Consider the following 20,300-nt stretch of genomic DNA (forward strand, 5'->3'; position numbering starts at 1 on the left):
ATCGGGTACTTAGGCACGGAGGTTCCCTCCTCTCGACATCAAATCAAGACCTGCCTTCGCGGTTCGGAGCGCTCTTTCGAGGGAGGCAGGAGGCTCGGAGATGTTGACTCGAACTCCAGCCTCATTCGGATAGAGCCCGGTCCAAGCGGCTTGGTTCCCACCAAACATGAGGGTCGGGTTCAACTTCAGCCGAAATTTGCGGCCTACACTGTTGCATGTTGAGACGAGGTTTTCGTACCCAATCGTTCGACCGACAGGCACATGGGTCGAATATCCCGCGTAGGGCTCGATCTTCGTCAGATCACATTCGTCTGCGATCCATGAGCGTTCGATAACGTCCCAGCCAGATGCCAGTCCGCTCCTCAAAGTCCCGAAATGCGATGCCATCGAATCCGCAAGTGAGGATATTGCGCGGGCTGCATCCGTACCGACGTGTGCACCGACCCAGTCGACATCCGCTTCTTCGCCAGTAACTCGACTGTAGCCTCCGACTGCGAGCACGTAAGACGTCGACACGAGCGAGCCATACGGATTGAGACAATAGGATCGCGCGAATCGGCTCTGGTCGATACTCTCGATCAGTCGATCGTCCCAGGAGACAACGACTCCGGGTCTGAGGCCGGGGAGGGACAGATCCTTGCTGGCGGTAAAAGTCACAACACAACGCTCAAGATCTGTCTTTCTCAGTTTTTCACCGAGAGACATCAAGGGGAACTCATGAACTCGGTGACCGATTTGAAACGCAGTATCGAAGAACAAGTAGCCGGGATCAATCTCCGGTTCCTCGAACATTCTTCCCGATACTCCGCTCGGCATTACCGAGACCAACGCAATCGGTCCTCGCGTTTCGGCTGGGCCCGGAAAGGTGCTCCCGTATTCATTGTAGTAGAGAGAGACCGGCATACCGTTCACGGCACTCGATTGTTCGAAGATGTAGTAGGAAGGTAGCGGCAGCGCAACACTGAATCCGTTCGCGGCCAAAAATTCGATGACGAGGCTGACCCCTTCAGTCGCTCCCTCGGTGAATCGAACGTGGGATGGTTCGACATGCACATTCCAGATCCTGGACAGGGCCTGCGCAACCACCGCACGCTCCTGCTCCTGCCAGGGGCCACTGTAGTCGACCAGCCTAGATCGGTACCATTCCTCGCCGAGGCATTGTCCGAGTATCAGAAGCGAGTCTTTATTGGGATCGACCAGGCATCGCCCTTGCCCGATTTGACCAGCATCGGAATCAACACCAGCTCTCACCTGCTTGTACACGTCGACGCACTCGGCATTTTCGGTGTTCATACGGCACACTCGCGGTCGAATTGGGAGATCATTTCCGAGAGTTCCACCAGGTATTCCTCGATGGCTGCGAGAAGCCAACCGGGATCGGTTCCGGCATGGAACTCACACGCTGTCACATCGACACGGAATGTTGCGCGATCGCTGGTTTTCTCAAACCAGCAGTTCAAGGTGATGCAGTCGTTTGTTACGCTTTCCTCACCGAGCACGCGGAGAAGTGCGCCATCGGCATGGTCTTTTGCGCCCTGCACGCCGAGGAAGTTCAGCAGAACGTGCGGTCTCTGCGGTTCGCCCTTGGTTGAGTCGAGCCGATAGCCCCATGTCAGGTTCTTCTCGATCGGTGTGGATGTCCTACGAATCTTGATGGCGGATATCGAGGAGTGCCATGTGTTCAGATCCCAGGCCATGGGAATCGCTGAGGTGATGCCGTCCACCGAGACCGGCCACTCGAATGCGTACCAGCCGATTCCCGTCTCGTCGGGTAGACCCAGGCGGGGTATCCCTGTCCTACCGTGACCTTCGAGCAGGATTTCGTTCGTTGGTAGGAATTGCTTGACGCCGGTGGAGCGGCTCCCTAGTGCTCGAACGACAGCAACCACGACGATATCCAGCAGATCACCGCCGAGCAGGTCGGCGTACCAACTGTTTCTGACGAACGCGAGACCGTTCTCAAATTCCAATCGATGGCTCGTATGCAGGAAGTCCCCGTGTCTTCTGCGTTCTGCGATCACCTCCACCCAGTCGCGTCTACCGCGAGCGCGACCGAGTTCCCTCTCAAGTGTTTTTGAACGTGCGTACCAGTCGACTTCGCGCTGACGTGCTCCGGTGCTGGTCGCCAACCCGTCACCTGTCACGACTGCTCTCTCAACGATTCGCCAGGAAACCGGGTCCATGACCAAATGCGACACAACGAGAACTACATCGGTTCCGCCACCAGGCCGCGGCGCGACGCCTGCGGCGAACACGGTGTGCTCGCGGTTCTCACTTGCCCACACTTCTTCAAGAACGGTCTCTGAATCGGTTCCGGCCGAGAACTCCATTATTCGGAGGACCGTCTCGTCGTCGCGAGGGTCCTCGGCAGCGACCCTAAACGTCAACGTCGGGACTGCGCCGCTGTCTGATTCGTCTGGGGCCACAACCTTGGCTGTCAAGAGCGGATGTGAATGGCTGAGTACGGCGAGCCGGCGCCTCAGTTCAGCTGGGCTCGCTTGAATCGAGTAGGCCTGCGCGTAGCAGAATCGCAGGAGTTTCTTGAGGTCTCTTCCTGCCGCTTCCCACGCCGCGATCGCTATCGGTGGAAGCCCGACAGTCAGGTTAGGGCCATCACCCACCCACTGGGATTCGCTGACCGGGAGCCCACGAGCGTGGCGAGTGTTCGGATCCTCGCCGAGATGCATCACTGTCACATCTATAAGACGTCTGCTACCTCGCAGGTCTGCTGCTGCCACCCGCCAGCCCCGTACATGCATCCGGGCGACGACATCGATCGTCGACAAGCTGTCACCGCCGAGCTCGAGAAAGCTCGCCGTCAACAAGGACGCGGTGAACTGGTCGGCGAGAACCTCTCGCACGACCTCGGCAAGAACCTCCTGGCCGGGGCCGACGATGAGGTCCTCGGAGACCGGATCTTTGAGGACAACCGGCTGTTCTGGAAGGATCGCCACCTGGGACCAGACTTCGTCCCAGTCAACCTTGCCGTTGACGTTGTATTTCAGCGAATCCACTGCCATAAGGCGGGCCGGCACATGGCTCGCTGGGACGCGTTCACTGAGTTGCCTCCGGATCTCTGCGACATCTGCAGAATCATCGGCAGCCACGACCACAACGGCTTCGAGTCTGTTGTCCCCGGAGACCCGCGCCGCGCAGTGTTGTACACACTCCAACGCCAGCAGTGATTTCTCTACCTCAGTGAGGTCGACCCTGTTTCCGCGGATCTGAACCTGCCGGTCGTTTCGGCTCACGAAGACCAGACCCTCTACATCATCGATCCAAACCAGATCGCCGGTGGCGTAGACCGAATGAGCGCCCGCCTCGTTGACGAGCTGCCGTAGCGCCGGGTCGATCGTGCGACCTCCGGAAAGGTAACCCGCCATCAATTGGTCGCCATAAACAACCAGCTCACCGACTTCGCCGGGTCGAACCGGAATACCGAGGTCGTTGACGACCAACCCGGTGACCCCCGGAAGAAGTCTCCCGATCGGTGCAGACGACGAGGTCCCTCGATCCACCGGTACCTGTGCGGACTCGGCCGGAAATTCATAGAAGATTGCGGTGTCGACTGTGTTCTCTGTGGGACCGTAGGTGTTCGCAAGAACGTCGGTATTCCGCCGGAGTTGCTGCCACAGCGACATGGGCACCGCCTCACCGCCGAGCAATACTGTCGTCGGACCAGGATTCGCGTGTGTCCACAGACCTGCAGTCAGCAGCGCCTGCGCATGAGACGGTGTCAGGTCGATGACGTCGATCTGATCCGCGACGAGACGAAGCGCCATCTCCTCTGGGTCTCGTCGCTGCGCTTCGGAATACACGTGCGTGTCGTAGCCCACAAGCAGAAAGCACAATTGCTCATAGAAGGCATCGAATCCAAAAGACGCGGTCATCGCAGCTCGACGAGGCAGTCCAGCGCTCCTTGTTCCACAGAATTCGGGGTCGTGAAGCGTGGATATCTGGCTGCTCAGAAACCGCTCAAGCGCACTCCGACCGACTGCCACGCCCTTGGGCACGCCGGTACTTCCCGATGTAAAGATGACGTACGCAATCTCGGCCCAGTCGATGTCGTTCTCACTCGATACAGTCGGCTGCAGATCGGTGTCTTCCGTTTTGAATACCTCGACGACAGAATCCATTCCGCTCCTACCGATGCTGTCTGCAGGCACTGGGAGCGTCGTGGACGAGTCGGTACGAATGATGTACTTCGGCTTGGCCAGCTCTAGGATCTGTCGGATGCGAGCCGGCGGGTGCTCCTGGTCGATCAGCGTGAAAGGGCGCCGCGCTTGGAGCATAGCCAGAATAGTGATCACGGTTTCGAGCCCCCGGCCGGCGACTACAGCAATCAGGTCGGGGGCTTGGATCACTGACTCGAGGTACCGGCGCCTGGACTGGACGTGGACGAACAGGTCAGTGCTTGGTACTGATCTGATCGCCCCCGACTCTTCATGAAACCTCACCGTCGGTGCCGGCACGTGCGGAAGGCTCCCGATCAGATCGCCACGGAGCAATCTGTCGAGCGCAACGCGTGGCCTAGGGCTGAGAGCCCCGATAGCCTCCCACTGCGCCGCGGCGAAGAGCGGAACCTCTCGCAGAGCAAGCTCGGGAGACGCAAGCCAGTTTCGACAGAAGCAGACAAAGTCATCTAAGTCCAGCGTCGGCTCTACAGACTCGCGATCAGCCGCACGAGGCAGAGTTAAGGTCATCTCGCCAGCAGGCCCGAGATCGATCTGCAGGCCTCCTGGCTCACGAGGGCCCGTAGCTATCGACACACGATGGGTGCCCGACTTCGAACCGAAGAAGGTCCTGATATTGACCCCGATACCTGCCAGCATCCGCCCATCGGCACCGTCCACTCTTGCGACGAGTTCCTCTCCGCGGAACCTCGAGTGCTTGCCGACCTCTCGGAGTACTTCGGCGGTACGAGCTGCAAGCCCGAATAATGTTTCAGTCCCTCCGTCGGTGGCAACCTGGATCGGTAGAACGTTCACCAACATGCACGGGACGGCTGCCAATGTCGGAAACCGGAGACGGTTGCTGAATGGCATCGCGAAGGTCACCTTGTCGACCCCCAGCCGGTAAGCGACGAATCCTACGTAAAGTCCGGTCAGAACCTCTAACCGATGGCAACCGACCGACTTCGCCGTCTGCGTCAGCGAATCCACGAGCAGCCGATCGAGTAACCGCGAATCGGAAAGTGCACCATCAACTTCCCGCCTGCTTCTGTACGGGTAATCGACCACCACATCGAGCGCACTTCGCCAGTACTCCCAGTCGTTGGCATAGTTTTCCGAGGAACGATAAGCCTCTTCGGCAAGAAGCTCTTCCGGAGCACTCTGGCTTGGCTCGTAGGGGTCAACTCGATCGGGAGCATGCTCAAGTGCGAGCTCGGACTCGATCCGATCCTGAATCAGGCTCGCACCGTACCCGTCGATAATAATATGGTTGTACATCTGGACACAGGCTGTTTTGTCTGCGCCAAGTGGAACGACCACAATTAAAAATAGCGGAACGTCGATAGTCGCAGCCATGGAAGGTGCATAGCTGTCCAGCATTGCCCTCGCTGTGTTGATCACATCGCACGGCGTAGATACGTCGATATTCGCCACGAGAACGACACGATCCAATGGGTCATGCGCTCGAGTCTGGACAATCCGACCTGCGTGTTCACCCTCGCCGTGATGGACACGCGTATAAAGGATCGGCACCTGACCGACTACCCGTCTCGCTGCATCGGCGACGTCCGAGGCGATTGCCTCATAGACTGACAGTTCGCAAACCACCCATACACTAGGATCAACAGAAAGCTGGATCGCGTTCCAAATTGCTTCCTGTGCAGCGGTCAGTCGAAATATCGGATTTCTCATAAGCACCCCCAAGACACATTTGTCAGGAGATCGATGGTCAATACCTCAGCATGGTATTAGCTTCGCCACCGAATCCACCGTCAGGTCAATACTCTCCATATTGTTATCGACAATGTTGAATCGATGAGAGATCCACGAAGCCTGCTGATAGTCACTGTACCTATGCAGCCGCCATCGAAGCGCATCCGGTTCTTCTTGATCCGTGTGCACCCTCTGGGTGTGCACATCGAGTCCGACGTGCAGGGAAACTGGAAGCAGTCGAACCCTCGACGAAAGTCCACTACTGATTTCCTCCCAGTACTTCTCAATCAGAACGGTCTGCGGAACAATAATCAAGGTACCGGGAACCTCGGCCGCGATAGATGCGATAAGCTCTACCGATAAACGCCGCCATGCTTTCCAGTCCTGAAAATCGCTCCGAGGCGAAACCTTCTGCAGGGAGGACCGCAGAATTGATCCCACTTCTTCGGGATCAACCATCACGGAGTTCGGAAACCTGCCCGCAAGTCTCCTCGCAACAGTGGTCTTTCCTGCACCGAACGCGCCGTTCAACCAAACTACGGTGGAGGGTGTCGAAGTCGCAGCAACTCGACCATTTAAGTGATTCATTACATTCTTTCGCTTGTTCGGCGATCCCTCATTAGGGCGCACTTCACTAGGAAACAACTTCGATAGAATTGCATGCCTGCAATTCCATGTGGGCACCGATTGGATTACTGGACCAGAGCGTAGCGATTACGTCTCCTGCCGACACCTTGGACTCCAATTCGATCTTGAGCTCGATTCCAGCCAACGGGTCGACGCAATCGTCGATCGCATTCTTGGCGAAACCTAGCGCCGCCGCGATCTCAGCCATTCCCAGAGGATCAATTCGTGCGACCACCCCGGATTTATTTGCACGAACCGCTAGATGCTGCGGTTTTAGAGATGAAAAGTAGAGCTCCGGGTCGTTGACGAATCCAGAGTCTGCACCCTGTCCTGACAGCCATCTCTCAAAGGTCGCCAGCGCGTCACCATTTTCGATTACCGTACTGATCCTGCGATCTGCATTTGCTGGATCGAGCGCCGCCACTTCCAGCAGCGCTCGGCAGACGGAGTAGACCTCCTCAAGCAATTTCGGATGCCTTGAGTGGCCACCGAGGAACCTTCTCGCCTCAAGAACCTCGAGCAGGTTCCCGACACAGTACCCCGCTGGCGAATCTATTTCGGAGTAGACAATCTTCGAGTTGATTTTATATGCCCGCGATAGGGCGTAAATCAACTCACCGAGTCCCCGTGCCGATGCTTCGTCAGGAACCAGACCGGCCTCGCCCCATTTGATGTGATAGACGACTCGTGTGGATCCTGCAGCAACTTTCTTCGAAACGATGCTCGCAGCGATCAGAGCGACAGATTTTACGGCGCCACAGAGGTCGCGTATCCGGTAGGTGGCCGAGTCGCCTGGACACAGATCATTCGTCTGGCTCCCGATGACCAGATTGGTTCGGGCGAGAATCTCCTCAAGCTCTGAATGCGCAAGTTGTACCCTGAATCCTGGAATGCTGGAGAGTTTGTCGGCAGTACCTCCTGCTAAACCGAGAGCCCCCCCGCTAAGCTTCAGCACCGGGATCCCCATCGCAGCGATGATCGGCAACGCCGTCAACGACACTTTGTCTCCGACGCCGCCGCTGCTGTGCTTGTCAACGACGACGGGCTCGCCACTTTCACGACTTGCCGGCTCTACCTGCCGGCCCGACGCGATGTACGCGTCCGTGAGAGACTTCACCTCGTCGAAGTCCACACCGCGGGCCGCGAAAGCACCTAGCCATGTCGCAATAGTGAGATCCGAGACGGTGCCTTCCATGAATGCCGCAATAGAATGTCTCACTTCGTCATCGGATAGTCGTCGCTGGTCGAACATCTTCTCTATTGCTGGGAAAACAGTCCGATCCTTCGACGGTCGCCTCAATTTTTCTCCTCTGCAATTGTCGCTCGGCCGAGTTCGATTTCGCTCGTACCGGCCGCGATGACATCTATCGCCGCAAGTAGATCGCATTCGGCCGACGTCAGTGCCGGAATGAGCATCAATGAATTTGACTGCCTGCGAGCGACCACGCCCCGGTCGGAACAGAAACGAGACAGCGTGAGGGCATCGCCATCGGTATGCAAATGAATAGAAACACAAGTCCCAAAAGTGTGATGCCCGACGCCCTGTTCAGTGAATACCTGGCTGGCATCCTTAACGACCTCAGCGACCCGACTAACACGGGACCACACGCCGTGGTCGTCGAACTCTCCAAGAGAAGCAATCGCAGCTTCGGCCGCCAGTGCATTCCCCGACATCGTGTGTCCGGCGAACACGCGAGGAAGACGCGATAGCTCATTGGCGATCGGGGTGCTCACCAGGGTGACACTCAGCGGTACGGTGCCGTTTGTCAGCCCCTTGCTAAGCGTGATCAAATCAGGATTGATCCCGGAGGCCAACGCAAAGGAGAGTGCCCCCCCACGCCCGAACCCGGTGAAGACCTCGTCGACGATCAGGATCGCGCCCTGCTCTCGGCAGCTCTCTTCGGCGATCCTAAGGGTTTCCTGCGGCAATGTGTACCCGCCCGCCACATTCAGCCACGGCTCGATTATCACGATCCCTGCAGGTTCAGCGCCGTAGGAACAGCCACTGATTGCGTCTGCCAGAGACTGGGTGAACGCTCTGGCATATGTCGCGTAATCGTCAACCATGTGCATCCACCTCGCACAGTCGACGTAGCGAACCTCAACACCAAGCCCGAGTGCCTTCGGCGCGAATTGTCCGCCCATGGACAAGTGGCGGAGCAAAGACGTACTGCCGTGGTATCCGTGACTCAGCACGACGATCGGAACGTGACTGCGTCCTCGGGCTTCCTGGATCTGAGTCGCCATGCCGACGGCAGCCTCGTTCGCCTCGCTCCCGCTGTTCGCCAGATAGGCAGCACTGCCCCAGCTCTCAGTGCGTTCTGTCAGCAAGCGTGCCAGACGCTCCGCGTTCGGATTGCTGAATGTGCTCGCATCGTATGAAGCGAGCACATTGAGTTGATCAGCAATGCTTGCGCTTACCCTTGCATTGTGAGCGCCGAGTACGCTGCTCATCGCCCCTGAGTTACCGTCGAATTTGGCAGTACCGTCACCGCGCAGCTCTACGGTATTTCCGAAGGCGCGATGGACGATTGGAGCTACTTCCCCGGCCTTCGACCATGGGCGGATAAATCGCGGCGCACCCGTGTTGCGCATCTATCCAATTCCTTCCGCTGTATCGTTCATGGCACCGCAAGCGTCTCGACGTGCGAGTAGATCCTCGATTGCGGCAACAAGTGGGGCATTGCTCTTTTGATAATTGTAATTCTCCAGGCGCTCACGTTGAATCGAATTCCGGACCGTCCATGCTTGACTCAAGCCCGCGGCTACAGATTTGGCAGATTCGCGATCGACAGGGATGGCCAAACCATCCCGAACGAGTTCGTCGGACGTAGGATTTCCTTCATCGATGATCATCGGCAGACCGAATGCTCGTGGTTCCCTTACACGGAGGCGGACACATGTTTCGTTCTCGATACCGTCTCGGCCAATACACACGTACCCACGAGGATGCACGTGCACGTTTTCATCGGCGCTCACGAGAATTTGATCATAATCCTTGGTGGGTTGATCGCACGAATCGATGCGGAGCCGGTAGAGTACGACGTGCTTATCTACGCCGATCGAGCGCGCATATTCGAGAACCTCGTTCGGTCGTTGCACGGAGCCCTCACCGAGGTCCGGTTCTCTGGATCGAACATCTGGGAAAGCCACCAGGAACTCTTCTCGGATACTGGAATCGACATGCGTTATCGCGTCGAGCACGATCTTCCAGTTCATATACGGCCATAGGCCGCCGTTCCAGACGACGGCTGGTTTTATTGTGGGAGGCGTCATGTCGCCCTCTGGATGGTTGCGCAGCGTCCGTCCAGCTTCTCCGACGGTGTATCCAACCGGCACCGTGGCGATCAGATCGCGGAATCTTGCGGTGTCACCATCGATGACGTCGACTCGGCCAGCGGAAACCAACACACCCGCCAATACAGCTTTTTCTATACCGGATCGAGCAAGAAAATACTGAGCTTCATGAACCAGGGTGTTAAACGTCTCTACGTGCCTCTGGTGCTGCACGATTCGTTCGCGCGGTGCTTTGTCCGCGTCATAGAGAAGGTGCTCGATCGGTGGTGCGATCTCGGCGATTATCGGAGTGCCGAGATCGCGGACGATTTCAATGCTTCTCGGCTGAGCGAAATCATACATTACTACGAGATCTGCCGACCGAAGAACGTACTCGTATGCGTTCTTCGACTCCCGGTTCGCAGTATCCCTGAGAAGCGAAATAATAACGTCGTCGACGCGATTGCAGCCCTTCATTCTTCCACGAGAGTCGACCACGAGGGAAACGTATTCTCGCGGTAGTGATCGGCTAATTTCCACAGCTCGCCGCGTAATCCCGGAAACAGAATCGAGATCGTAGTCACAGACGTCGAAGACGATCAATTTCTGCCCAGTCATTGCACCGTACTCAAATCGTCAATTGAATTGATGTTCACATAGTCCTGGACATGGATTGCCTTTGATTCCCGCCATGGCTCGTCGTGCTGGTTTTGAAATCCATCTATAAGTCGGTCAAGCTGGTTCGCGTTAGCCACGAGTGCAGCCCACGCATGGTTATATCGCTCGTCTTCCGCAGGTGGTTTCTCCATGTGCGTGACAACATGCTCATTGGCCGTGTCGAGCTCTATACACCCCTCAGCAGGGCGGGCGCTCGCCGGGATTCCTGCTACCAGAACGCCGATCCCTCCGTCCTGGACATTTTTCAAGGCACCCACAAGGACGGCGTCGGCGGCGGTCAGTATCTGATCCGCGAGCAGATAGATGACAACTCCACTGTCGATCCACTGGCGCGCTGCTGATAGAACATTCACGTTGACGTTCGGTGCGTCTGCCCGCTGGAGGCACATCCCGATCGGCACCTTCGGATACCGCTCGGCGACGTGCGCGAGGGTCGCACCTCTGCTTTCGTCACCAACAATTATTACCCGCGGTGAGAATTCCTCCCCAGAAATCGCATTGAGCCAGGGCTCCAAGACTCGATCAACTACCGCATGACCGGTCGGCAGCAAGTGAAGTTCCTTGGCGTATCTAGCGCCGAACCGAGTCCCCTTCCCCGCTGCGGCAACGATTATGTTCACAACGGTAGGAGGCATTTTGCTCATCGTTGCTACCTTTCGGAGCTAGTACTCTTTTGTATACATCGCCCGGACCAGTCGCCGGCCCGCATTTTGGTCGTCGCGATATTCGGTGCGACGATGCACACACGACGAATTCCTCAGTACTAGCGTCTGCCCCGCGTTGAGCCGTACCCTGGTGCTTGACGAAGGTATTTCAAGCATGTCTTCGATCACTTTGAGACCGATCTCAAGCAGTTCGTTTTCTCTGAAATCTCGCGGCCGCCATACGTCAGTGTCTGCTTGACCGTATCTCGTGATCACAGGCCGCTCACACCCGGGGCGATACGCGAACGCCGGACCAATACGCTCGGCACTGATTCCCTCCAAAGTTGCCCGTTTGGCCAGGATATGCTCCTGGGTGAGCAGTTCGGCAGCCTCGGGATGTTCTTCTGCCAAAGAGAGGAATATTGAGGAAATATCCGCGACGACTGTCTCGCCACCTTCCACCGCAGGGCTAATGCAATGCAGGAGCGTGGTATTCACGACGCCGATCGGCTCGAGGAGTGCGTCAACGTGCCACGGCAGAGAACGCGAGCGAGAAAACGCCGGGTGGACGTTTTTTTTTGGATTCTCCGCTTTGAGTTCTACGTACTGGTTGTTGCCCAGAGAATCTGTTGCATAAATTCTATACAACTCCGGAATGTAAGGACGTCCTAAATTCAACGCTGTTTCGACTGCGTGCAACGCCTCATAAGCCGGGCGGTCGTCTGGGTGCTGATATATTGTGAAGTAGTCGGTCTGGCTGGCAATCTCCATCCCGCCGAAGGCCGTACCTGTCGTTGATTTCGTACGTGTCATTTCCCCTCCTGTTCAACTGTCGCGCTCCCGTCACACTCGGCACAGCCGCAATGCGGCCGCCGTACAGGTATAGACTCAAGGGTCCGCCTCGCCGATTAATACGAACCCTCCCCGCTACAAATCCAAGGCCGCGCTGGTACTCGGGTGCGCTTGTCTATTCACGACAGTGTCACACCCTGCACTTGATCGGTTCACCAACAGTTTCCGTCCACACACGCGGACGCCTCCCCACTCCTTCCGCGCGACATGAGGCCGCGGGCGCGTTCAATTCGGTAGGATTCCCCGGCTGCATGGATCGCAGCGCACTCACAGCGCACATTCGAACTTCAAAAGTTCGAATCCTTCGGAGGACAGTATGTTAAATGTACCGTCACAACAAGTCCTGACTGCGTGCTCCAGACAGGTTGACAGACAACGGAGCGACTCATAGCATCGGGTCCGGTTTGTCCTATCGACTGCACACCCTGGGGAGGGGGAGCGCTATCTTGGAGTTTTTCTCAGCCGTGTAAATTCGACGGGAACCACTATGCTCATAGACGTCGTGTCGTATTCGATCCTCGGAGATCTGAAAGAACCACTTGGACCTTGGTTATTCCGTGCGTCTTGGGTAGGTCGATTCCGAAATCCAACGGGCCTTGGTTCTCTGGCAGCAGTCTACGCCGCGTGGATCGAACTTCACGTTAACTACGGTTCCGGCAAAAGCCGGCCCCGCGTATCGGCGATCCCATGCAGCTATGCGCGTCACCTCGAAGGTGTGTTTGTGCGCCAAGTATCGCGAAGACTATGAATGGTGTGGCTGCGGCACCGTAGCGAGTGGGGACGCGCCTAGACTCATCCCTGCAACGAATTCACCCCTGAATGTGCTGGTCGAACAGCTACGTCTAGTGTTGATCGGCTCGCTATTCGTGCTGCCGCAGTCAGACCGAGGGAGCAACGAGGCGTCCCTTGCTGGCACGTCGTTATCGAAAGAGGGTAATCCCTGATGGATCGCGCTTCCTATGCCGAACGTATCGCCGATGTACTCTCTGGTACGCACGGTGCGAAGGTCGGCTACCCGATCGGGTTGTGTACGGTGGAGGTGCTCCGCACCGCCCAGGTGGGTTCGGGCCTGCTACGCATCACCTTCGGTGGCGAGGAGCTCGATGGATTTCATAGCTATGTGCCCGATGAGCATGTACGTCTAGTGTTTCCTGATGAGGAAGGGGTTCTGCGCCTCCCCCAGAAGGACGAGCTTGTCCTGAAGTGGGGAACCCCGCGACCGGTGACGCGTGACTACACGGTGCGCCGGTTCGACGCAGCCGCTCGCGAGTTGGACATCGATGTCGCGATTCACCCGGGGGGCCTGGCCTCAGAATGGGCGCTAAGAGTGAATCCCGGTGCCCGAGTGCATATTGCCGGACCTGTTGGAGGGCTCGTGGTGCCCAAGACCTACGACAAGTACTTGCTCGCTGGTGATATCACAGCCTTGCCTGCCATCGCCCGTTGGCTAGAGTGGTTGCCACAAGACGCCTCTGGCTGGGCCTTCATCGAAGTCGTGCATCACAATGAGCAGATCCCGCTGGACGCACCCGACGGTGTCGAAGTCCACTGGTTGCACCGCGGCCGTTCGGGGCCGGGGACGGACGGCACATTCGAGAAGCTGGTACGCAGTGTCGAGATACATGCCGATCAGCGAGTCTATGCCTGGATCGCGGGCGAATCCGGCGCGATCAGACCGCTCCGACGTTGGGTGCGTACCGAACTCGGCCTCGGCCCACAGGATTGCCTCATTACGGGCTATTGGCGACAAGGCGTGGCCGGTTACGACCGGGACGAGTGAGCTCGATGACACACCAGCGCCATGTGACGCCACCCCGGCCAAGAGCGCTTAAACCCGTTGATACGCAGCAGAGTGCGTGCTCTTTGGTGATTGTCGGCGGGCTTTCCGTATGGCCCCCGACTGTGAGTTCGCCGGCTACGCGGTGCGTCGCTAGCGTTCGGTCGAACGGAGCAGCGGCTGTGTTCAAAGTCACGGCAGGCGACGGCTCATGACCGGGTTCGGAAGGCCGGTCGTTGTTGTCACTGGCGCGGCCGCCGGTATCGGCGCAGCAATTGCATCAACGCTCGCACCCGACGCGCGGGCCTTGGCACTTTGGGATCAAGCCGCCGGAGTGCATCGCGTCGCGCGCGAACTCGGCGGTGCAACAGAGGCATCCGTGCTTGCAGACGAAATCGACGTGACAGATGGGGCGGTGGTCTCGAAGGCGTTCGACCGGTTGATCTCCGAGTTTGGCCCTGCGCACGTGGTGGTGCATGCCGCTGGAATCATGCTGCCGAGCACGGCACTGGACACGTCCATCGAGGATTGGGCCCACAGCCTCGCGGTCAACGCCACCGGCACCATGAACGTTGCCCAGCGCGCAGCCCGGGACATGGTCGCAACAGGTTACGGGTCAATCGTCGTTGTATCCTCTAATGCCGCAACTACTCCCCGTGTCGGCATGGCTGCATACTCCGCATCGAAGGCCGCCGCCACGGCCTTCACCCGTGCCCTGGCGCTTCAAGTTGCCCCTTACGGCGTTCGGGTCAACCTGGTCTCCCCTGGTTCCACCGACACGGCGATGCTCCGCGGACTCCACGCCACCCGCGAGCCCGTGGGCATAGACGTCGGGAATCCGCCCCTTTCCGACAGTGCACTCACGACCCTGATCGAGGGCGATCCCGACTCCTATCGACTTGGAATTCCACTGCGGCGTATAGCTACTCCCACTGATATCGCCGCAGCTGTCCGTTTCTTGGTTTCCAACGACGCCCGACACATCACTATGCACGATCTGCGGGTCGATGGTGGGGCCAGCCTCGATATGTGATGCGAGAGGATGATCGACATTAGTGACAATCAAGCCGGCCGTGCGCGGCCGACCTTCGTCATGGCTCGGCCCCATCGAACAGTAATCGCGCACGGTCGAGGAGAGCGCTTTGACTCCGCAGCCGAAGCTGCGGCACACCTGCGCAACGGACAGAACGACATGATCGTCGGTGCGCTTCCGTTCGTACCCGATGAGCCAGCCGCGTTATGGGCGCCCGAACGAGTGTCTGTCACTGCCGAAAGGTATCGACCGGCATCATCGAAAGCGTTGCCGCCCTTCGAGTTCGAGGATTCCATCCCATCGCCGGAGGAGCATGCCCGACGAGTCGCATCGGTAGTGGGGAAGTTGTGCGACGAGGAAAACTCGCTGCAAAAGGTAGTGTTAGCCAGGGCAATTCATGCGCGTGCGGAACAACCGGTGGAAGCCGTCGAGCTTCTGGATCGGTTGGTATCTACTGATCCGGCAGGCAATGGATTCCTCGTGGACCTATCCGCTGCGGGTGACCTCTATCGCGGCAAGCACCTGGTGGGCGCCAGCCCCGAAATTCTGATCAATCGAAACGGCTCCGTAGTGTTCAGCCACCCTCTCGCCGGTTCAACCAATCGCGAACCTGATCCCAGAGCAGACCGGGTCGCCGCTGAGATTCTGCTCGGCTCAGCCAAAGACCTGCGAGAGCATCAGTACGTCGTTGATCAGGTCGGACGTTGCCTGCAAAAGTTCTGCGGCAACGTCGACATCTCCGGCCCGAGCCTTACAGCCACGCCGAACATGTGGCATCTCGGCACGACGATCACAGCGACGGTTGCTGACGCTGGCCCCTCGGCCTTGGAGTTGGCCGCGGCTTTGCATCCAACCCCTGCTATCTGCGGCACTCCGACGACGGAGGCAGCCCGCGTGATCGCCTCGCTCGAGGGCCGTCGCGGGTTCTATGCGGGCGCTGTGGGTTGGTGCGACAGCGACGGAAACGGTGAATGGGTGGTCAGTATCCGCTGCGCCGAACTCTCCTCCGATCAACAACGTTTGGTAGCCTACGCAGGTAGCGGGATCGTCGCCGGCTCTGACCCGCATGCCGAATTAGCGGAAACCACAGCCAAATTCCAACGCGTGCTTCGGCCTCTGGGGATCACTGAGGCTTCCGTCGCGGTCACCTGATTGAGCCCAGCTGGCCCCGCCGAAGCCATCGATCGCACCATCATCAGGGAGACATACCATGCCAATCCCCCCAATCGTCCCGTACTCGCTGCCGGACGCTGACGAGCTTGTCCCCAATCAAGTCCCGTGGAGGATCGACCCTGCCCGCTGTGCACTACTCATCCACGATATGCAACGCTACTTCATTTCGGCGTACGACAGCACCGTGGACCCGATGCAAAGCGTACTGGTCAACCTCGCCGAAATCAGAAAGCGCTGCCAGGAATTGAGCATTCCTGTTATCTATACGATGCAACCCGGCAACCAGCACCCCTCCCGCCGTGGCATTCTGGCCGACTTTTGGGGCACCGGCATGACTGTCGGATTCGACACTGAAGTGGTCCCCGAACTGGCCCCATCCGCCGGGGACATTCAGGTGACCAAGTGGCGCTACTCGGCCTTCCAACGCACCGATCTGCGCGACCTGCTGGCCTTCTACAACCGCGACCAGCTTATGGTTACAGGCGTCTACGCCCACATGGGCTGCATGCTCAGCACTGCTGAAGCGTTCATGAGCGACATTCAGCCCTTCATGGTCCTCGATGCCACAGCCGATTTCACGCGCGACGAACACTTGATGGCGCTGAACTACACCGCCCGCCGCTGCGGTGTTGTCCTGTCCTCGGCTGAGCTGTTGGACCAACTGACCGCCGGTTCGTGCGTAACGACTCGTTTCGGCGATTCCAGTCGGTACGTCCGCTGACATGAAAAGTCGGAAGCGAAGCCGGGGAAGCTCCGTCGTCGACGTACCACATGTCGATGCGTCGACAAGCCCACAGCAGCTGCTGTGGCGGACGATGGTCGCGCACCCCCAATACATGGTCCCCGCGGTCACGTTGTCCGCGGCACATCAGGTCGGGGTCATGTTGGTACCGGTAGTGGTAGGTCTCGCCATCGACCGCGGTGTCACCACCGGTGACAGCGCTGCATTGATGGAGTGGATAGCAATCCTCGCCATCGTCTTTGCAGGGTTGTCGTTCAGCTTTCGATATGCCTCTAGGCTCGGTTGGATCGCAATGAATTTCGTCGATCATGGCCTGCGCATGCGGATCTGCGACCGTGCGCTGGATCCGAATGGAATGGGCGGTAAGCGCAGACTCCCCGGGGAGCTCCTCGCGATCTCCTCAAGTGACACACATACGGTGGCGAGAACAAAAGGCGTATTGATCTACCCGATCGGTAACCTTGTTGGGATCTGTTTCTCTGCCGCTGTGCTTCTCACCATTTCCCCGCCACTCGGCATAGCAACATTGGTCGGGGCATGCGCGGTAGTCGTACTCTCCGACCGGATCGGAGGTCCGCTCGCGGCGCGCGTCGGGCAGCAGCAGGGTGCGGCGGCGCTCGCGGCCGGGACTGCGGCGGACCTGATGCACGGGATACGTGTGATCAAAGGCTTGGGCGCCGAGGACACGGCCGTCGACCGTTACCGGGCCCGCTCTGAGCGAGCGCTTGAGGCAACGCTGCACGCGAATAACGCCACTGCGGCATTGTCAGGCACATTGACTGTTTTCGCGGGCGCCTTCGTTGCCGGGATCGCAGTCTTCGCAGGTCTGCAAGCGGTGAACGGGAGCATTGACATCGGCGAACTGATCACGGTTGTCGGCCTCGCCCAGCTGATTACTGAGCCAATGAAGTCTATTGCCAAACTCGCGAGCGTTATGTGGGCTTCCGGCAAGGCATCAGCATCTCGCGTCTTGTCGGTACTACAGGCACCTACGCTCCTTGAGGACCAGGGCGACCGCCCGTATGTGCCGGGCCCGCTGGTGTTACGTCTCGGGGACGCCGACATCGTGGTGCGGCCGGGGATCTTGACCGTGCTGGATTGGGCATCGAGTCAAGTCGCTACCGCGACGTCGGCCCTTGCGTTGAGTGTTTCTTCTCCGCGTGGGATCGCCAGGATTGGCGATACGGATGTGCGCGACATGTTGCCCGAGCAGTTGCGGCAGTCCGTTCTGGTGGCCCCTCACGCCGGTGACTTGTTCGAAGGGACCGTCCTGGAGAACGTGGAATTGGGCGCCAAACCCGAGCGGAGAGTCAGCGCCGATGTTGCGCTGCTGGCAGCAGGCCTAGACGACCTTGTCGCAGACGATGGACTAGACGCACAGGTGGGTGACGCCGGAACTGCACTGTCCGGCGGGCAACGGCAGCGTGTGGCATTGGCTCGGGCCTTGTACGCAGACCCAGATGTTCTAGTCCTCGATGATCCCACTACCGCGGTGGACTCGGCCACCGAAGCTGTCATCGTCGCCCGTGTGGCGAAGCTTCGTGCGGGACGCACCACGCTCGTGTTCACCGGTTCTCCTGCGTGGCATGCTGCGGCCGAGGGGCTGGACGCGTGAGTACCGCTGTCACGGGAACTTCCCAAGTGGTACAGGCGACAGCCGCCACGACCAAGACTTCGCAAACACAGCTCGCTGTCGCCTCGGGGCGCCAGGTGCGCGCTGTTGTCAGTGACGCAGCCCGACCACATATGCTGCGGATCGTCTTCGCGGTGATCATGCTCGTCGGTGGCGCGACGACTGCCTTGGTGACACCGCGCCTCATGGGATCGATCGTCGATCTAGCCAGCAATGGTGATCGGCTCATCGTGTGGACCGGCACCACCGCTGTCTGGTGGGCGGGCGGACTAATGGTCACGGCCACTGCTGCGTCCGCACTGCTCACGTCGTTCGGCTTCATTTTGATGGCGGGGGCCGTGGACCGCGTGATCGCGAGGTTGCGCGAACGCGTCATTGGGAGCGGAATGCATCTGCCGCTGGCCCGACTGGAACGGGTCGGCGCCGGCGATCTCATCGCCAGGACCACCGATGACGTAACAATGCTCACCGAGAACGTCTCCCAGGTACTTCCTGCGGTCACCGGCGCGGGGTTCGCGGTGGCCGTCACAATCATCGGGATGGCGGCGTTGGATTGGCGATTCGTCCTTGTCGGTCTGGTGGTGCTGCCGGTCTACGCGTTTGCGCTGCTCAGGTACCGTCGCTCTGCACCTGGGCAGTATCTGGAAGAACGCCGTCGCCGGGCCAGGCGGGCAGCCGAGTTGTTGGCCTCGTTGCGCGGCTTGTCGTCGGTACGCGCGTTCGCACTTCAGTCCGACCGTCGAGCTCGTATCTGGGAACACTCATGGGCTGTGGTTCGGTTGTCTATTTTGATTAGGGTCATCAACAACCGACTGTTCGGACGGGTCAACTTCGCCGAGTGGATCGGAATGGCGTTACTGCTCGTAATCGGGTTTCACCTAGTGCGCGATGGTGAGGTGTCGGTCGGGGCGGTTACTGCGGCGACACTTTACTTCCTTCGGTTGTTCGGTCCGATCGGACAGCTCCTGCTGGTCGTGGACCCGATCTCGTCGGCATCAGCGTCGCTGCGACGGATGGTCGGCGTGATCGTCGAGACCGCCCAGGTACCAGTCGCGGTCCCACTGGCACACTATCCGGGATCCGAGCCTGGCCCGATATCCGGCCATCTTCGCGCCACGAACGTCCGTTTCTGCTACGGGGACCGTGAGGTGCTCAATGATGTGAACCTCGACGTTACTTCCGGACAGTCACTGGCAGTGGTGGGTGTGTCCGGCGCTGGGAAATCGACGCTTGCAGCGGTCCTTGCGGGTCTGCGAACGCCCACATCAGGGATTGTTCGCTTGGGCGATACCGACATCGCGGATCTCGACCCCGCGGTTCGATCACGATTGATCTGTATGGTCACCCAAGACGTGCACGTCTTTTCCGGCACCCTGCGCGAAGACCTGACGCTGGCCAATCCGGGTGCCACTGACACAGAACTCGACAATGCGCTCCGCGCGGCCGGTGCGGAGGGATGGGTCGCAGAACTCGAAGCGGGGCTGGACACCATGGTCGGTGTGCAAGGTACAGTGCTCACACCGGTACAGGCTCAACAGGTGGCTTTGGCGCGCGTGGCGCTGGTTGATCCCGCCGTCGTCGTACTTGACGAGGCGACCGCAGAAGCAGGTTCGTCGGGTGCCGCGGAGCTGGAATCCGCCGCACTGCGTATTACCCGTGGCCGTACCGCAGTAGTGGTCGCACATCGCCTCGAGCAAGCCGCACATGCCGACGAGGTGATCCTCATGCGACACGGTCGAGTAATTGAGAGAGGCACACACGAACAGCTGATTGCAATGCGCGGCGAGTACGCCCAGTTGTGGAGTGCGTGGTCGTTCGGACGTGGTCAGTCGACCCGGGGTCAGGCCGCGGAAGGTGCCGAGTGAGCCCCACCTTGGACTCGAGCCCACCAGACTCCGCCTCAAATTACTTGTCACAGTTAACAATGTGGCGATAAAGGAAAATAATCACCAACGTTGCCTAGGTATCGGGACGATCTCG

At 58.9% G+C, this 20,300-nt stretch carries 14 protein-coding genes; 6 read left to right on the top strand and 8 right to left on the bottom strand.

The features are described from left to right. Positions 1-9: 9 nt before the first annotated feature. The 8 genes from BO226_RS27430 to BO226_RS25390 form a co-directional block, all read right to left on the bottom strand. On the bottom strand, positions 10-1,293 hold the full coding sequence (locus BO226_RS27430) for a hypothetical protein (protein WP_156895414.1): 1,284 nt from the start codon (positions 1,291-1,293) through the stop codon (positions 10-12). Continuing rightward, entirely contained in the window at positions 1,290-5,864 is a 4,575-nt protein-coding gene (locus tag BO226_RS25365) for an AMP-binding protein (protein WP_071936639.1), read from the bottom strand. Before BO226_RS25365 ends, BO226_RS27430 begins: the two co-directional genes overlap by 4 nt. A 45-nt stretch (positions 5,865-5,909) precedes the next feature. After that, complete coding sequence (locus BO226_RS27435) at positions 5,910-6,416, bottom strand: ATP-binding protein (RefSeq protein ID WP_156895415.1); 507 nt, start codon at positions 6,414-6,416, stop codon at positions 5,910-5,912. A 103-nt stretch (positions 6,417-6,519) separates the two neighbouring features. After that, positions 6,520-7,899: a thymidine phosphorylase gene (locus tag BO226_RS25370; RefSeq protein WP_083543780.1), complete on the bottom strand. Its 1,380-nt coding sequence runs from the start codon at positions 7,897-7,899 to the stop codon at positions 6,520-6,522. Continuing rightward, the gene (locus BO226_RS25375; RefSeq protein WP_071936641.1) at positions 7,809-9,107 is read right to left on the bottom strand and encodes an aminotransferase class III-fold pyridoxal phosphate-dependent enzyme; all 1,299 of its coding nucleotides are present in this window, start codon (positions 9,105-9,107) and stop codon (positions 7,809-7,811) included. The genes BO226_RS25370 and BO226_RS25375 overlap by 91 nt, the downstream gene beginning before the upstream one ends. Further along, the gene (locus tag BO226_RS27440; RefSeq protein WP_156895416.1) at positions 9,108-10,406 is read right to left on the bottom strand and encodes a hypothetical protein; all 1,299 of its coding nucleotides are present in this window, start codon (positions 10,404-10,406) and stop codon (positions 9,108-9,110) included. Continuing rightward, a complete protein-coding gene (locus tag BO226_RS27445) occupies positions 10,403-11,110 on the bottom strand; it encodes a hypothetical protein (protein WP_156895417.1) in 708 nt (235 codons plus the stop codon). Before BO226_RS27445 ends, BO226_RS27440 begins: the two co-directional genes overlap by 4 nt. A gap of 18 nt (positions 11,111-11,128) precedes the next feature. Further along, on the bottom strand, positions 11,129-11,923 hold the full coding sequence (locus tag BO226_RS25390; RefSeq protein WP_083543781.1) for a TauD/TfdA family dioxygenase: 795 nt from the start codon (positions 11,921-11,923) through the stop codon (positions 11,129-11,131). Between the two features lie 982 nt (positions 11,924-12,905). Between BO226_RS25390 and BO226_RS25395 the strand changes: the two genes are divergently transcribed. From BO226_RS25395 to BO226_RS25420, 6 genes are all read left to right on the top strand, one after another. Then, the gene (locus BO226_RS25395; protein ID WP_071936645.1) at positions 12,906-13,742 is read left to right on the top strand and encodes a siderophore-interacting protein; all 837 of its coding nucleotides are present in this window, start codon (positions 12,906-12,908) and stop codon (positions 13,740-13,742) included. 208 nt (positions 13,743-13,950) lie between these two features. After that, positions 13,951-14,772, top strand: a complete 822-nt coding sequence (locus BO226_RS25400) for an SDR family oxidoreductase (RefSeq protein ID WP_071936646.1) — start codon at positions 13,951-13,953, stop codon at positions 14,770-14,772. A gap of 9 nt (positions 14,773-14,781) precedes the next feature. Next, entirely contained in the window at positions 14,782-15,924 is a 1,143-nt protein-coding gene (locus BO226_RS25405; protein ID WP_071936647.1) for an isochorismate synthase, read from the top strand. A 58-nt stretch (positions 15,925-15,982) separates the two neighbouring features. After that, the gene (locus tag BO226_RS25410; protein WP_071936648.1) at positions 15,983-16,666 is read left to right on the top strand and encodes an isochorismatase family protein; all 684 of its coding nucleotides are present in this window, start codon (positions 15,983-15,985) and stop codon (positions 16,664-16,666) included. A 115-nt stretch (positions 16,667-16,781) separates the two neighbouring features. Beyond that, positions 16,782-18,302: an ABC transporter transmembrane domain-containing protein gene (locus BO226_RS25415; RefSeq protein ID WP_269666667.1), complete on the top strand. Its 1,521-nt coding sequence runs from the start codon at positions 16,782-16,784 to the stop codon at positions 18,300-18,302. Then, positions 18,299-20,185 (top strand): ABC transporter ATP-binding protein, encoded by a 1,887-nt coding sequence (locus BO226_RS25420; protein WP_156895418.1) that lies wholly within the window; start codon positions 18,299-18,301, stop codon positions 20,183-20,185. Before BO226_RS25415 ends, BO226_RS25420 begins: the two co-directional genes overlap by 4 nt. The last annotated feature ends 115 nt before the right edge of the window (positions 20,186-20,300 follow it).

It is taken from the genome of Rhodococcus sp. 2G (genome assembly GCF_001886355.1).
GTDB lineage: Bacteria > Actinomycetota > Actinomycetes > Mycobacteriales > Mycobacteriaceae > Rhodococcus > Rhodococcus pyridinivorans.